12 protein-coding genes are annotated in these 16845 nt (G+C 33.1%); 11 read left to right on the forward strand and 1 reads right to left on the reverse strand.

Translation table 11 applies throughout. The features are described from left to right. The first annotated feature begins 224 nt into the window (after nucleotides 1–224). The 3 genes from HM992_RS15375 to HM992_RS15385 all read left to right on the forward strand — a co-directional run bounded on the left by HM992_RS15375 (nucleotide 225) and on the right by HM992_RS15385 (nucleotide 4487). Entirely contained in the window at nucleotides 225–2369 is a 2145-nt protein-coding gene (locus HM992_RS15375; protein ID WP_179320291.1) for a M3 family metallopeptidase, read from the forward strand. A gap of 89 nt (nucleotides 2370–2458) precedes the next feature. Beyond that, nucleotides 2459–3403: a DUF4240 domain-containing protein gene (locus HM992_RS15380; RefSeq protein WP_179320292.1), complete on the forward strand. Its 945-nt coding sequence runs from the start codon at nucleotides 2459–2461 to the stop codon at nucleotides 3401–3403. 292 nt (nucleotides 3404–3695) lie between these two features. Then, on the forward strand, nucleotides 3696–4487 hold the full coding sequence (locus HM992_RS15385; RefSeq protein WP_179320293.1) for a hypothetical protein: 792 nt from the start codon (nucleotides 3696–3698) through the stop codon (nucleotides 4485–4487). 169 nt (nucleotides 4488–4656) lie between these two features. On the opposite strand, the gene HM992_RS15390 is transcribed toward HM992_RS15385, so the two are convergent. Further along, on the reverse strand, nucleotides 4657–5874 hold the full coding sequence (locus HM992_RS15390) for a peroxiredoxin family protein (RefSeq protein ID WP_179320294.1): 1218 nt from the start codon (nucleotides 5872–5874) through the stop codon (nucleotides 4657–4659). A 118-nt stretch (nucleotides 5875–5992) separates the two neighbouring features. Here HM992_RS15390 and pheT point away from each other — a divergent pair, with 118 nt between their 5' ends. The 8 genes from pheT to ribB all read left to right on the forward strand — a co-directional run bounded on the left by pheT (nucleotide 5993) and on the right by ribB (nucleotide 16845). Continuing rightward, nucleotides 5993–8419, forward strand: coding sequence for a phenylalanine--tRNA ligase subunit beta (gene pheT, locus HM992_RS15395; protein ID WP_179320295.1), 2427 nt, complete (start codon nucleotides 5993–5995; stop codon nucleotides 8417–8419). Between the two features lie 152 nt (nucleotides 8420–8571). After that, nucleotides 8572–9072 (forward strand): thiol peroxidase, encoded by a 501-nt coding sequence (tpx, locus tag HM992_RS15400; RefSeq protein ID WP_178984228.1) that lies wholly within the window; start codon nucleotides 8572–8574, stop codon nucleotides 9070–9072. A 7-nt stretch (nucleotides 9073–9079) separates the two neighbouring features. Next, nucleotides 9080–9445, forward strand: a complete 366-nt coding sequence (locus HM992_RS15405; RefSeq protein WP_178984227.1) for a diacylglycerol kinase — start codon at nucleotides 9080–9082, stop codon at nucleotides 9443–9445. A 172-nt stretch (nucleotides 9446–9617) separates the two neighbouring features. After that, nucleotides 9618–10385, forward strand: a complete 768-nt coding sequence (locus HM992_RS15410; protein ID WP_179320296.1) for a M15 family metallopeptidase — start codon at nucleotides 9618–9620, stop codon at nucleotides 10383–10385. A 54-nt stretch (nucleotides 10386–10439) separates the two neighbouring features. Further along, on the forward strand, nucleotides 10440–12887 hold the full coding sequence (locus HM992_RS15415; protein WP_178984225.1) for an FtsK/SpoIIIE family DNA translocase: 2448 nt from the start codon (nucleotides 10440–10442) through the stop codon (nucleotides 12885–12887). A gap of 64 nt (nucleotides 12888–12951) precedes the next feature. Next, nucleotides 12952–13593: a LolA family protein gene (locus HM992_RS15420; RefSeq protein WP_179320297.1), complete on the forward strand. Its 642-nt coding sequence runs from the start codon at nucleotides 12952–12954 to the stop codon at nucleotides 13591–13593. Nucleotides 13594–13661: 68 nt separating this feature from the next. Beyond that, nucleotides 13662–15665: an LptF/LptG family permease gene (locus tag HM992_RS19935; protein WP_178984223.1), complete on the forward strand. Its 2004-nt coding sequence runs from the start codon at nucleotides 13662–13664 to the stop codon at nucleotides 15663–15665. Between the two features lie 31 nt (nucleotides 15666–15696). Continuing rightward, entirely contained in the window at nucleotides 15697–16845 is a 1149-nt protein-coding gene (gene ribB / locus HM992_RS15430) for a 3,4-dihydroxy-2-butanone-4-phosphate synthase (RefSeq protein WP_178984222.1), read from the forward strand.

Here is a 16845-nt window from a genome sequence, read left to right on the forward strand (position 1 = left end):
AAGTTGGAAAGCCGCAAAAGTCACAAAGTTCCATAGATTTAAAGGAAACGTATGTCTTACCAAGAAACAATTGATGATTACCTTTTCATTTTGAATTGTTTTCAAATCATTTTATAACTTCCTTAAGAATTATAAAATATTTAAGCTCCTTCTTTTCTATTTTCAGTATCTTGTTTCCTTGATAAAATCCCTAAAAATTTTCTAAGACTAAAAAACTAACTATCATGATTTCTAAATCTTTTAAAGCGACATTAATTTGTAGTATCGTACTTTTTTCAAGCTGTAAAGAAGACACCAAAATTCCCGAAAAAACCATGAGTGATAATGTATTAATACAAGAATGGACAGGACCTTACGACGGAGTTCCTGCTTTTGATAAAATTTCTGTAGAAGCCATAAAACCCGCTGTAGAAGAAGCCATGACGCTCAATCTTGCAGAAATCGAAGATATTGCTAATAACACAGAACCTGCAACATTTGAAAACACCATAGTTGCCATGGAACGTTCAGGTAAAGCACTAAGTCGTGTGTTTACGTATTATGGAATTATGGGGAGCAATGTGTCTACACCAGAATTTAGAGCTATACAAGCAGAATTGGCTCCAAAGCTTTCTGACTTCAGATCACAAATTTCACAAAACGAAAAATTATTTCAACGTATAAAAACCGTTTATGAAGCGTCTCAAAAAACACCTTTGGAAGCCCAAGCTCAACGTGTGGTAGATTTAACCTACAAGCAGTTTGAAATGAATGGCGCCAACCTCAATGCCGAAAAGAAAAAACGCTATGCCGAAATCAACAAAGAATTATCATCGCTTTATACCGATTTCGCCAATAACATATTACACGATGAAGAAAACTATATCACTTATTTAAACGAAGATCAATTAGGCGGATTGGGAGATGGTTTTATAAAATCTGCAGCAAAAATCGCTACAGATAAAGGTAAAGACGGAAAATATGCTATTACCAATACACGCTCATCAATGGACCCGTTCCTTACCTACTCTACAGAACGTGAATTGCGCAAGCAAGTTTGGAAAAACTACTACTCTAGAGGAGATAATGGTGATGAATTTGATAACAACAAGATCATCGCTAAAATTTTAAGGCTACGTAAAGAACGCGTTGGCTTAATGGGGTATGATAATTATGCCGAATGGAGATTACAAGATCGTATGGCAAAAACGCCAGAAAATGCCATGGATTTAATGATGGCTGTTTGGCCTGCTGCAACCGCAAGAGTTAAAGAAGAGGTTGCAGACATGCAAACGGTTGCGAATGAACTAGGCGACAATATTACTATTGAACCTTGGGATTACAGATACTACGCAGAAAAAGTGAGAAAAAAGAAATATGATTTAGATAGCGAAGAAGTCAAACAATATCTTCAATTGGACAAACTAACTGAAGCCATGTTCTATACGGCTGGCGAATTGTTTAATTATAAATTCACTCCAGTACCAGAAGGTTCAGTTCCGGTGTTTCATGACGATGTAAAAGTATGGGAAGTGACCGATAAAGATTCAGGAAAACATATTGGCTTATGGTATTTAGATCCGTTTGCTCGCCAAGGAAAACGATCTGGCGCATGGGCAACAACTTATAGAAGTTCTGATTCTTTTGAAGGAGAAAAAAATGTTTTAGCGTCTAATAATTCTAACTTTGTAAAGCCAGCTCCAGGAGAAGCGGTGTTAGTATCATGGGATGATGCTACCACGTTTTTTCATGAGTTTGGGCATGCGCTTCACTTCTTCTCTGCAGATGTAAAATATCCAACGTTAAATGGAGGCGTTAGAGATTATACTGAATTTCAGTCGCAGTTATTAGAACGCTGGTTATCTACCGATAAAGTGATTAACCAATTTTTGGTTCACTATAAAACGGGAGAACCTATTCCTGCTAGCTTAGTTGAAAAAATAAAGAAAGCCTCTACATTTAACCAAGGCTTCGGAACAACAGAATATTTAGCTTCGGCATTAATTGATATGAAATTGCATTTAGCAGATCCAACGGATATTGACATTGATAAATTTGAACGCGAAACTTTAGACGAATTAGGTATGCCAAAAGAATTACCAATGCGTCACAGAACACCACAATTTGGACATGTGTTTTCTGGCGAAGGTTATGCAACCGCTTATTATGGTTATATGTGGGCAGATGTGCTGACGAGTGACGCGTCTGAAGCTTTCAAAGAAGCTGAAGGTGGTTTTTATGATAAAACAGTTGCAGATAAATTAGTAAAGTATTTGTTTGCTCCTCGCAACGCTATGGATCCAGCCGAAGCGTATCGTAAATTTAGAGGCCGCGATGCTAAAATTGAAGCGTTAATGAGAGACCGTGGGTTTCCTGTGCCAATGGATTAAAAATTTAAAAACGTTCTCTTATCCCGTTTTAGACAACCGATAAGAGAACTTTTTTGTACTTATATAACGAGTTGGAAAACATTTAAGAAATGACAGTAAAAGAAGGAGACATATTTATTTCTAAACTCGAAAGAAATTTTTTTGGAGCATTCAGAATATTAAAAACGAATGGAAAAACGAGTTTCACAGAACATTTAGAATGTATCTTAGTTGGAATTACACAATATATCAGATTAGAAAAACCAAAATTAAACGACAGAAACCTTACAGAAATTTTGATTGAGAACCGTTTCTTCTGTAACAACAAATTGGCGATTGGAATAAGATTATTAAAAGGAATAGATAACTTTGAATATTTGGGTAACATTCCTTTAAAGAAACATGAACAAAATTTCAAAATCGAAATTGGTGACGGCACAAATGGTGGCTATCCCTATTATGGAGCTTTCGAGAAAAACTTTGGACAAAATGCTTTTTTTGAATGGCGATGGAAAAATGAAAAAGAAGAATTTCAACAAGAAGTAGATATAGCTAAAATTGCATCGGAAAAAAGAGCTGAAGAATACCGAAAGAGAAATATGAAACCTAAAAAAATGATGGACGAAAAATCATTTTGGGAGGTTATTGATAAAATCGATTGGTTAAAAAATGATGATGAAGAAAGAATGTTGCCAGCGATTAAGTTTTTAGCTCACAAAAAAGTGACTGAAATAAAACAGTTTCAAGAGAATTTAAGCTACAAACTCTATTTGTTGGACAATGAGAAAAACGCAAAGAATATTGGAGAAAACTCATATGGGAAAGAATATTTTTCTGCTGATTATTTTCTATATGTAAGATGTTGTGTAATTGCCAATGGCAAAAGTATGTTTGAATGTGTGCTATTGGATTCTAAAAAAATGCCAAAAGACTTGGATTTTGAACCACTACTCTATCTTGCAACTTCTGCTTATGAACAGAAAATGAAAAAGGACTTTGAATACGAATCAGGTTGCGATTATGAAACATATTCAAATATTAATGGATGGCAATAAAAACTAATGGCAACACCATATATAACTTATTGCTAGTTCTAGCCTACTCACGAAAGCCCTAGCAGACTTTTTATCTGTGATTTATTTGCTAAATTACCTGCTTAACCTCGCAATAAACCTTATCCAAATACATCAGAGGTCATTCGTTTAAAACACGTTAAAGCTCTCCTCTTTTTCAATATAAAATATTTATTACAAACTAAAAAAACACGTTAGCATATTGTACATAAATGACTCTTTACAATAAAATCCGTATCTTATAAGCAACTATTAACCAGATACATATAACATTATGAAAACAAAAATTAAGTTTGGAATAATATCCTTAGTCATAACATTTGGAATGGTTTCGTTTTCAAGCAAAGAAGAAGTTATTACTGAAACTAGAGAAACTGAATCATCAATAAAAATTGAAACTTTCACATTTTCATCAAATGGAACGACTACAAGAGGAAAAATATTTTTACCAGCCTCATATGAAACGAATAAAAATCTGCCCGTTATCTATTTAATAGATTTTGCGGAACAACATTTTAAACTCGCAACTGACGAATTTGAAAAAGTAATTGATGGTGTAAAGCAGCTTCAAGGGTTTGATGCATTGGTTGTCAGTTTAGAAGACATTCCAAATATTGATGCATCACCAGAAACATTTCGGGAACAATATGACGTTTTTAAAAATATGGCATCATATATTGATAGTAAATACACTAACAATGCTTCGAGGACATTTATAGGAAGAGGCAGTGAATCAAGCGTAGTCCTTATGGCTCTTTTTCATAAAAATTCAGAAACCTCTATATTTGATAATTTTATTGCTACAGACCCATCACCGAAATACGCATCTGCCATTCTAAACTTAATTGAAACTGATAGTATCGCGAAAAACAAATTAAACAAAAAACTTCATTTTTCCTTTTCAACCACTAATGACAGCACACAGTGTAACAAACTAATAAATCGAATTAAAGAAGCCCAATATGAATGGTTGGAGTTTGAATCAATTGAATACACAGATAGTGACTACGAACATACGTATCCCATTTCTTATGCCGCTGGGATAAAATATGTATTTAACAAATAACATGAGCTAATAAATAACGTGCTATAACAAATTCCTTAGACCGTGTTTACTCAGTAAACTCTAACGAATTTTACTTCTCCAGTTCACTACGCTCGGGTTTATTCGGCTTTTAATCGTCAAATTAATTCCTAAAACAATAAAACAATTGCTCAGGTAAACTCATCAAACCTTACTCCTTTAGCAAACCACCAACAAACTCCTCAAATTCGGTTTTAAACTCAATATACTTATCACCAGTAGCAGGTCCATTAAACCCGGTATGAATCTTACGTACTTTACCTGTTTTATCGATAAAAATAGAGGTCGGATACGATAACACATGGTTTAACATTGGTAACTTTTCTTGCGCTTTAGCTTTGTCAGAACTTCCATATTGCGCCAAAAGAATAGGATAATCGATACCAATGTTAGATTGTAAGCGGTCTATACTGTTAAAAGCTTTTTCTTTTGTTTTAGCATATTCAAACGCTAGTGCGACGATTTCAATCCCTTTAGATTTATTCTCTTTATAGTATTCGGAGTAATACTTGCTTTCGTCCAAACAATTTGGACACCAAGTGCCCATTATTTGTACAATGACTACTTTATCTTTAAATCGGTCGTCTTTTAAAGACACTAATTGGTCAGAGCTATTAGGAAATGTAAATTCAATACTATCATAACCGTCTTTTAGAAAAGTAAGATCATTGGCACCAGCTAATTCATAAGTCTCGTTTCTTTTAGCTACAAAAGGCTCTTTCCAATGGTTGCCAGAATAAAAATGGCCCTTCATTGTAGAATCTGTAACGGTTGCTGTAAATAAAAAGGCATGTGCACCATCAAAAGTAGAAAGTTTCATTTCGTTTCCATCCATCACCCCTTCTAAATAACGATAATCTCCAGTTGTAGTTCTAAACGTTCCTGTAACCTTATCTCCTTCTTGTTTAAAAATACCTTTAGCACTGTATTCTTCATTGGCGATGCCCTTACTAAAAACGGTTTCCCAAACTCCAGAAACATCTTTGGTTGATTTCGATTGAACCTCAAATCTATTATTTAAATGTCCTTCTGCTCTAAAAGGCACTACTCTATCCAGACTTTCTTTCACATAATAACCATGCAAACTTTCTTCGTTGCTAATTTTAGCCACTAAATAACCTTCAAAAACTGGCGTTTTTATATAAACGGAATCATTTTTATATTCGATTTCATCAACTGCAATAACTTCTTCTGCATTATAAATATTTAAACTATGAGGAGATTTGACTTCAAAAATAAATGGAAGCACTTCATTGTCTTTCACTGTTAACAATGCTCTATAAGTGCCTACTTCCAGGGTTTTATTATTAATTTTATTATTACATGAGAAAATTAATAAGGTTAAAAGGCAAGTAATTATAAGACGCATAAAAAGTTTATTTTAATAAAGTTCGAAATAACAACAAATACCTTACATAAAAAAGATAAAATCAAGTTTCGCAACCTAAGTTGAATTACTATCTTTGTGCCCTGAATAAATTGAAAAAATGAAGATTTCATACAACTGGCTTAAACAGTTTATAAAAACCGATTGGGACGCTGAAAAAACTGGCGAATTACTTACTGATCTTGGTTTAGAAATAGAAGGTATTGACACTTACGAGTCTGTAAAAGGCGGCTTAAAAGGTATTGTTGTTGGCGAAGTTTTAACGTGCGTACAGCATCCAAATGCAGACCGCTTAAAAGTAACCACTGTTAATATTGGTGCAGATGCTCCGATACAGATTGTTTGTGGTGCTCCTAATGTTGCAGCCGGACAAAAAGTACCTGTAGCAACGATTGGTACAACATTATACACTCCAGAGGGTGAAGCTTGGACTATAAAAAAAGGTAAGATTAGAGGAGAAGAAAGTCATGGTATGATTTGTGCCGAAGACGAATTAGGTCTTGGAGAATCTCATGATGGTATTATGGTTTTAGATGCGGATCTAAAAGTAGGTACACTTGCTGCTGACCTTTTTAAGGTGGAAAACGACGAGGTATTCGAAATAGGTTTAACTCCAAACCGAGCTGATGCGATGAGCCATTATGGTGTAGCGCGCGATTTAAAAGCCGGTTTGTTACAAAAGGAAATTTCCTTAGAACTTATTACACCTTCCGTGAGTTCTTATCATGTAGATGCCAGAGCTTATAAGGTAGATGTTGACGTACAAGATTACGAAAAAGCTCCACGTTATTGTGGTGTTACGATTTCGGGTATTAAAGTGGAAACATCTCCTGCTTGGTTACAAAATCGTCTAAAATCTATTGGCTTATCTCCTATTAATAATATTGTAGATATCACTAATTACGTGTTACACGAATTAGGACAACCATTACATGCTTTTGATGGTGACAGAATTACAGGAAATAAAATTGAAGTTAAAACTTGCGAAGCTGGTACTAAATTCACAACGTTAGATGGTGTAGAACGTGAGTTGCACGAGGAAGATTTAATGATATGTGATGCTAAGAAACCGATGTGTATTGCTGGTGTTTTTGGCGGCATTGATTCTGGTGTTTCAGAACATACCTCTCGTATTTTCTTAGAAAGTGCCTATTTTAATCCTGTTAGTGTTCGTAAAACAGCAAAACGTCATGGTTTAAATACAGATGCCTCGTTTAGATTTGAGCGTGGTATTGACCCCAATCTTACTGAGTATGCGTTAAAACGTGCAGCACTTTTAATCTTAGAAGTTGCTGGAGGTGAAATTACAAGTGATATTGTTGATACCTACCCGAAGAAAATAAAAGACTTTGAAGTAAGGTTGAGTTTTGACAATGCTAAGAAATTAATTGGTGAGACGATTCCTGAAGAAACTATAAAAAGTATCTTAAGCTCTTTAGAGATAAAAGTTAATAATGTCACAGAAGCTGGTTTAGGATTAACGGTTCCGGCTTATAGAAATGATGTTCAGCGTGAAGCTGATATCATCGAAGAAATCCTTAGAGTTTATGGCTATAACAATATAGCGACGACAACGAAATTGAACGCGTCTATTTCAAATTCGTCGCGCTTTGAAGATTATAAACTACAAAATATCATAGGAAATCAATTAGCATCTCAAGGCTTTTTTGAAATAATGGCCAATTCCTTAACCACACCAAAATATGTGGAGCTAAGCAATGACTTAAATGCAGATCATAATGTAAAAATGCTAAATCCTCTTAGTAGTGATTTAGAAGTGATGCGACAGTCGTTATTATTTTCAGGATTGGAAGCTGTAGCTCATAATATTAACCGAAAACGCAACGATTTAAAATTGTTTGAATATGGTAAAACCTATCATCAATTTAATGAATCTCGTGAAGAATTTAAACACTTATCGCTTTTTGTAACAGGAAACAAAACAGAAGAACGTTGGAATTCTGCTGCAAACCCAAGTGATTTCTTTTATTTAAAAGGAACCATTGAAGTGATCTTGCAACGTTTAGGTTTAACACGTTTAAAATCTTCACCAAATACGTCTGATGTTTTTAGTGAAGGCATGAGTTTTTCTGTTGGAAAGAAAAAAATTGTTGACTTTGGACTGGTTAAAAAATCAGTATTAAAACACTTTGGAATTTCTCAAAATGTATTATTCGCCGATTTCAATTGGGATAATGTTTTAGAAATGGCAAAACACAACAAAATTAAGTTTAACGCAATTTCTAAATACCCATCAATAAGACGCGACTTTGCATTGTTATTAGACAACAAAGTTACCTTTGAAGATATTGATACTATTGCAAAACAAACCGAAAGGCAATTGCTTAAAAACGTGAGTTTGTTTGATGTTTATGAAGGCAAAAATTTACCTGCTGGCAAAAAGAGTTATGCAGTGAGTTTTATATTTCAAGACGAAAACAAAACACTTAACGATAAGCAAATTGATAAAATTATGTCAAAGCTACAAGCTAATTTTGAAAATAAGCTTGCTGCTGAGTTACGTTAAAAACACGTAATTATTTAACACAAAGCCCTTAAACTGCATTTGATTAAGGGCTTTTACATATCTAAAAATGCATTTAACTATTTTAAATATTTAGTCTTTATTTAAGATAAGTACGTCTAAAAGTTGGTATTTTTAACAAAAAAATAAAAGTCATGGCAAACATAACATTAGGAGGAAATCCTATAGAAACAACTGGAAACTTACCATCTGTTGGTAGTAAAGCTCCAAACTTTAATCTTACAGCAACCGATTTATCAACAAAATCTAACACGGATTATGTTGGCAGTAGATTAGTATTAAACATTTTCCCGAGTATTGACACAGGAACTTGCGCACAATCGGTTAGAACATTCAACGAAAAAGCAAGTGCATTAGACAACACAAAAGTGTTATGTATTTCAAAAGATTTACCTTTTGCTTTAGCACGTTTTTGTGGAGCTGAAGGTTTAGAGAATGTAGAAAGTCTTTCAGATTTTAAAACTGGTGATTTCGGAAGCGATTACGGATTAACATTTAAAACAGGCCCTTTAGAAACTTTATTATCAAGATGTATTGTTGTTCTTGATACTGATGGTACTGTTTTACATACAGAACAAGTTGCAGAGATTAAAGACGAACCAAATTACGAAAGCGCTTTAGCTAGTTTAGCATAAATTCTGCATGCAAGAAAAAGAACCTTTTATAATTAATAGAATAAAAAGTGTAGGCTTTGCTTTTAAAGGTATGCTTATTCTAATTAGAACAGAAGCCAGTATTAAAGTCCAATTGTGTATTGCATTGGTTGTAATAATTGCTGGCTTCTATTTTGATATTTCTAATACCGAATGGATTGCTCAAATTGCAATGATTGGTTTAGTCTTAAGCATAGAAGGTATTAATACCGCTGTTGAAGCCATAGCCGATTTTATCCACCCAGATTATCATGAAAAAATAGGATTAATTAAAGATGTCGCTGCTGGTGCTGTTTTTATTGCTTCCATTGCTGCAGTTACTATTGCCTGTATTATTTATATCCCTAAGTTTTAGTTAATACTAAAAATCTTTCAACACTACACATTATTATTTGAAGTTCTAACGTTTTTTAATTAGCGCGAGCCTTCTAAATATATATCACGTTTACATACCAAAATCTACATATTAAACGTTTCATATTTGTATTTTTGTGTCGCACCAATTCAACTCTATTTTTAAGCACAGCATGAATCTTTCAATTGCCCTATTTTCTTTACTTATGAGTCTTTTGACTTTCAATTGGAATGATGAAAAAATCTCTACAGTTGAAATTATAAAAAATGAAACAGATTCTATAAAACCAATAGAAGAGCTGAACTTAACAAAGGCATTTGTATTGGGTAAGTTTAATTATAAAACAGATTCCACATTTATTAAAGTTAATGTACAACATGCAGCAAAAACCGTATACCTTAAAAAAGTCGTTTATGCCGCTTTTTTAGAAATGCATAAAGCCGCTCAAAAAGATGATATACAATTAGTTATTTTATCTGGCACAAGGAATTTTGATGAACAAAAAGCAATTTGGGAACGTAAATGGATGACTTATTCTAATCTTGAACCGTTACAACGTGCGCGCAAAATTTTAGAATATAGTTCTATGCCAAGTTCATCACGCCATCATTGGGGAACAGATTTAGACCTAAATAGTTTAAGTAATTCGTATTTTAGCAGTGAAAAGGGAAAAGCTATTTATGATTGGCTAATTTTGAATGCTAATGATTTTGGATTTTACCAAGTTTATACCACCAAAGAAAAAGGTAGAACAGGTTATAATCTCGAAAAATGGCATTGGTCCTATTTACCATTAGCAAATCAGTACTTAGAATTTTATAATTCTAATATTACAATTGACGACATTAATGGTTTTAAAGGTTTTGAAATAGCAAAAGAATTACATATTATAGAAGATTATGTCAATGGCATTTCTCAACAAGTAAAAGAATACAATTAAATAATAGATTTCCTAAATAAATGGAACTAGCTACCGAAATAAATTCGGCATAAAATGGCAAAAAAAACTACAAAAAAGAAAACAACCACTAAAGCAACATCAAAGGCTAAAACAAAAACGACCTTTAAAAAGCCTTCGTTGAAGTTATCTAATCAGCAAAAACTGATTTTTGGTAGTTTCCTTATTATTATAGGAGTGCTTCTCTTTATTTCATTCTTATCCTTTGTATTTACAGGAAAAGAAGACCAAAGTGTGCTTCAAAACTTCCCAGAACGTTCCACTGAATATAAAAATTGGGCGAGTCAGCTAGGTGCATGGGTTAGTGAATTTTTTATTACTAAAGGATTTGGTTTACCATCCTTTATTTTTGCAGGTTTGTTTTTTCTTTCAGGCGTTTATGTAACATTAAATTTAACAAAAGCAAAGCTTAGAAAACATTGGATTTGGGGTACACTTATCGTTGTGTGGCTTTCTATTCTATTTGGCTTCTTTACGCATAAATACGACTTTCTAGGAGGTGTTATTGGTTTTGAAATGAATCAATTCATTCAAGATTATATTGGTAAAATAGGAACTATACTATTATTAGTATTTGGGCTTATCACCTATTTAGCCATTAGGTTTAAAGTTACTGGAGAAAGTATTGTAAACAGTTTTAAACGCGCAAAGAGTTCTATTAAAGATGATTTACAATCCGATAAAACAACTACAGAACCGACACCCATTTTTGACAATAGTTTAACCGAAGAAGCGGAAGCTATTAAGTCTGTTTTGGACATTCCTGTAAAAAAGGCAGAACCTACTATTAATAAACATTCAAAACCAGAACCTGAAGTTAAGAAGGATTCTAAAGTTGAAGGGTTAACGATGGAAGTGACGGAAAAACCAAAAGAAGAGACTATTGAAGTCCCAGAATTAAAAATAGAAGTCGAAACGGTTGAAGAAGAAAAATCAGAATCTGATAATTTAGCCGATAAATTAGTTGAAGATTTTGGACAGTTTGATCCTACTCTAGAATTAGGAAAATATCAATTTCCAACTTTAGATTTACTAAAAAAATACGACAACGAAGGGATTTCTATAGATCAGGACGAGCTAGAAGAAAATAAAAATAGAATTGTTGAAACCTTAAACAATTATAAAATTGGTATTGCAAGTATAAAAGCAACTATAGGTCCAACAGTTACCCTTTATGAAATAGTACCAGATGCAGGAATCCGTATTTCAAAAATTAAGAATTTAGAAGATGATATCGCCTTATCACTTTCAGCATTAGGTATTCGTATTATTGCACCTATTCCTGGAAAAGGTACGATTGGTATTGAGGTTCCGAATAAGAATTCGACTATTGTATCCATGCGTTCCGTTATTGCATCACAGAAATTTCAAAAATCTGAAATGTATTTACCTATTGCCTTTGGTAAAACAATTAGTAACGAAACCTTTGTTGTGGATTTAGCTAAAATGCCACATTTACTTATGGCTGGTGCTACAGGACAAGGTAAATCCGTTGGTTTAAATGCGGTATTAACATCCTTGTTATATAAAAAGCATCCGGCTGAAGTAAAATTTGTACTCGTTGATCCTAAAAAAGTAGAATTAACACTTTTCAATAAAATTGAACGTCATTATTTAGCAAAACTTCCAGATAGTGAAGAAGCGATAATCACAGATAACACCAAAGTTATAAACACATTAAACTCACTTTGTATTGAAATGGATAACCGATACGAAATGCTAAAAAATGCATTTTGTAGGAATATCGCAGAATACAATACCAAGTTTAAAGCCAGAAAATTAAACCCAAATGACGGTCATGCCTTTTTACCATACATTGTTTTAGTTGTAGATGAATTTGCCGATTTAATTATGACGGCTGGTAAAGAAGTAGAAACACCTATTGCTAGGCTAGCCCAATTAGCACGGGCAATTGGTATACATTTAATTGTAGCAACACAACGTCCTTCTGTCAATGTAATTACAGGAATTATTAAAGCCAATTTCCCTGCTCGTATTGCTTTTAGAGTAACGAGTAAAATAGATTCACGAACTATTTTAGATGGTTCTGGTGCCGATCAATTAATTGGTCGTGGAGATATGTTATATACACAAGGGAATGAATTAATCCGAATTCAGTGTGCTTTTGTAGATACTCCAGAAGTAGAAAAAATCACCGAATTTATAGGTTCGCAAAAAGCATATCCTGATGCGCATTTACTGCCAGAGTATGTTGGTGAAGAAGGTGGCACAAATCTTGATGTTGATATATCAGATAGAGATAAATTATTTAGAGATGCCGCAGAACTTATTGTAACAGCACAACAAGGATCGGCTTCTTTATTACAACGAAAACTAAAATTAGGTTACAACAGAGCTGGCCGAATTATTGACCAACTCGAGGCTGCAGGAATTGTAGGTAATTTTGAAGGTAGTAAAGCACGCCAAGTTTTAGTACCCGATTTAGTTTCTCTAGATCAGTTGTTAGAAAATGAACAACAATAAAAATAGAAGTTTAGTAGTTACAAAAAAAATCATTTTATAATATTCAAAAAAGAAATAAAAACGAATGAAAAATTTAATTATTATCGCATGTCTCGCTATAGGTTTCAACGCTTTCGCACAAAATGATGTACAAGCAGAAACATTACTTAAAGAAGTGAGTACAAAAATTAAAAGCTATAAAAATATCAGTTTAGACTTTAAATACGAACTAAACAATTCTAGCGAGAATATTAAACAAGAAACCCGTGGAGATGTGGTTATTGAGGCAGATAAATACAAGCTTAATATCTTAGGGATCACACGAATATTTAATGGAAAAACCTTATACACTATCAGTCCAGAAGATGAAGAGGTAACGATTTCTACTGATAATACAGAAGACGAAAGTACCATTACACCAAGTAAAATGTTATCATTTTACGAAGATGGTTATAGCTTTAAAATGGACATCGTTCAAACTGTTAAAGGTCGAAAAATTCAGTATATTAAACTGAGCCCTATAGATACAAATTCTGAAATCAAACACGTTTTATTAGGTATTGATGCTACCACAAAACACATTTATAATTTAATTGAAGTTGGTAAAAACGGAACAAAAACAACATTAACTGTTAATTCTTTTAAAACCGACCAACCTATATCAAAAACCTTATTTACATTTGACAAAAGTAAATACAGTGATTATTTTATCAATAATATTGATTAATTCAATTTAAATAAATATTATCGCTAATAGATTTTTTTTTAATTGATATTAGGCTAAATTTTAACAGTGTGAAAATATTAGATAGGTACATACTTATCACTTTCTTAAGGACGTTTTTTAGCGTCTTTATTATATTCATGTTCATCTTTATTTTACAAGGGGTTTGGCTGTATATTTCCGAACTTGCTGGTAAAGATTTAGATGTAACTGTAACCGCAAAATTTATTTTGTACTATATGCCAAAGCTAATTCCTTTGGTAGTACCGTTGACTATTTTACTATCCTCCATTATGGTTTTTGGCAACTTTGCTGAAAATTATGAGTTTGCAGCCATGAAATCTACAGGTATTTCGTTGCAACGTGCTATGCGAAGTTTAAGTGTTTTTATCGTTGCACTTGGTATTGGGTGTTTCTTTTTTGCCAACAACGTAATTCCTTGGGGAGAATATAATTTTTATAACTTAAGACGTAATATTGCTAAAATGAAACCTGCCTTAGCCATTGCAGAAGGGCAGTTTAATGAAATTGGAAATATTAATATAAAAGTAGCGAAGAAAACAGGCGAACGTGGTCAGTTTCTTGAAGATGTTGTTATACATGAAAAAAGCACAACACGAAGAGGGAATTTTAAAGTTATCGTTTCTGAAAAAGGCGAACTTAAAAGTAGCCCTGATTCTAATATTCTTCAACTTGAATTAAAGAACGGAAATTACTACGAAGAAATCATTAGTAATAATCTACAAAAAAATGAAATCAAGCCACATGTACGGAGTTATTTTGACACTTACATTACCAATGTAGATTTAGAAATATTAAATGATGAAGACTTAGACGAAAAAAGTCAGTCTGACAGATATAATATGCTAAATGTAAGCCAACTAAATAATTATATAGATACTTTAGAACAAAACCAACAAAACGACTATAAAGCCTTAGCCACTACATTATATAATAGAAGTACGTATGCATCACTAAACGTTAATATTGATACATCAAAGACGAGAAAAAATATCCCAAAAGATTCTATTTTAATAGCTCAAAACTTTTTAGATTTCTATAATACAGCACAGAAACTTCAGATTCTAAATTTGGCTATTAACTCTTCAAATAGTACAAGACAAATTTTAGACTCTAACAAAAAGAACCTAGAAATTAAACAAGTACATTTAAACAAACATATTATTGTTTTACAAGATAAGTTTGTTTTAGCATTTGCATGTGTTATTCTGTTTTTTGTAGGAGCACCTCTTGGAGCCTTAATTCGCAAAGGTGGATTGGGATTACCAATGGTTGTAGCAATCGTGCTATTCCTAACCTATCATTTCTTTGGAATTTTCGCAAAAAACAGCGCAGAAAAAGGAAGTTTTAGTCCAATTATTGGTACTTGGTTTTCTACTGCAATTATGTTACCGTTAAGTATTTATTTAACCACACGTGCTACAAACGACAAAGGAGTTTTTCAGTTTGATAATATTATAGTCCCGTTAAAGCGCTTATTCAATCCAAAACAAAAGCTTCAACTTTCAGAGAGCGATACTAAAGTCTATAATTTTTATTCAAAATATTCTATTGAAGAATTGATTGCGATTATCAAAAATCAAGATGAGTTCGCCTTAGATAAAAAACCAAAAGAGATTGCGCTTCATAATTTATTAGATCGCAATATTTCACTTGAAAGTTTAAAATCGGAAGGTTTAGAAATATCTGATACCCTTATTAAAGCACGACTATTATTAAAAGACTACAAAGATTATTCTAAAACAAGTTTGATAAGTTATTGTATCGGTGTTATTCTAATAGTTTTACATCTTGTGTTTAATAACAATAAACTTCCAGAATTAGCAGAATCGGCTTTAAGTCTTGGCATTATCGCTTTTATCTTTTTTGTTATCTACGTTGTTGTGAACGCCTTTGTATATTCAAAATTTTATAAAACGATTAATCAAGAGAAAAAGCGAATCAACCCTTTATTTATTGCACTAACGCTTCCAATTTATCCTTTAAAATATATTATTGTAAGAAGTAGAATTTCTCAAGACTTCTATCTAAGCTGTCTTCAAAATATAAAATAAACGTATCTTTGTTTCGTCTAAAATTAGCACCATGATAACTAAATCCATGAATACGCAAACTAGCCTAAATACTATTGAAGAAGCCATCGAAGACATTAAACAAGGTAAAGTAATTATTGTTGTAGATGATGAAAACAGAGAGAATGAAGGGGATTTTTTAGCTGCTGCCGAAAAGGTAACGCCAGAAATGATCAACTTTATGGCAACGCACGGTAGAGGATTAATTTGTGCTCCACTCACCGAAAATCGTTGTGAAGATTTAGATCTCAACATGATGGTGCGTAACAATACGGATCCTATGGAAACGGCGTTTACGATTTCTGTAGATTTAAGAGGAAATGGCGTAAGCACAGGTATTTCTGCAAGCGATAGAGCAAAAACTGTTAAAGCTTTGGTTAACGCAGACACTAAACCATTTGAATTAGCAAGACCAGGACATATTTTTCCTTTAGTTGCTAAAGAAGGTGGTGTGTTAAGACGTACAGGACATACCGAAGCTGCGATAGATTTTGCACGTTTAGCTGGTTTTGAACCTGCAGGAGTGATTGTAGAAATCATGAATGAAGATGGCACCATGGCACGCTTACCTCAATTATTAAAAGTGGCTCAAAAGTTTGATTTAAAAATTGTGTCTATTGAAGATTTAGTGGCCTATCGCATGGAACACGATTCTTTAATTGAAAAGAAAGAAGACTTTACCATGGAAACGCGTTTTGGTAAGTTTAGACTTAGAGCGTATCAACAAACAACAAACGATCAAGTTCATATTGCATTAACAAAAGGCACTTGGAAATCTGACGAACCTATAGTTACACGTGTAAATAATACGTTGGTAAACAGTGATATTTTGGGTGCATTAACTAATAATGCAGATCAGAAATTAGATGATATGTTCAATGTGATTAATAATGAAGGAAAAGGTGCTATTATCTTTATTAATCAGCAACCAGAGTCTATGAATTTATTAACACGTCTTTCAATGTTAAAAGAGAGTCAAGTGGAAGGTGAATTAATAAAAGCGCCTAGCTTAGGTATGGATACTAAAGATTTTGGTATTGGTGCTCAAATTCTACACGACCTTAAAGTGAGCAAGCTAAAACTATTATCAAACAGTCTCCAAACCAAACGTGTTGGAATGATTGGTTATGGTTTGGAGATTGTTGAATATGTTGAGTATTAA

Source organism: Winogradskyella helgolandensis (assembly GCF_013404085.1).
GTDB lineage: Bacteria > Bacteroidota > Bacteroidia > Flavobacteriales > Flavobacteriaceae > Winogradskyella > Winogradskyella helgolandensis.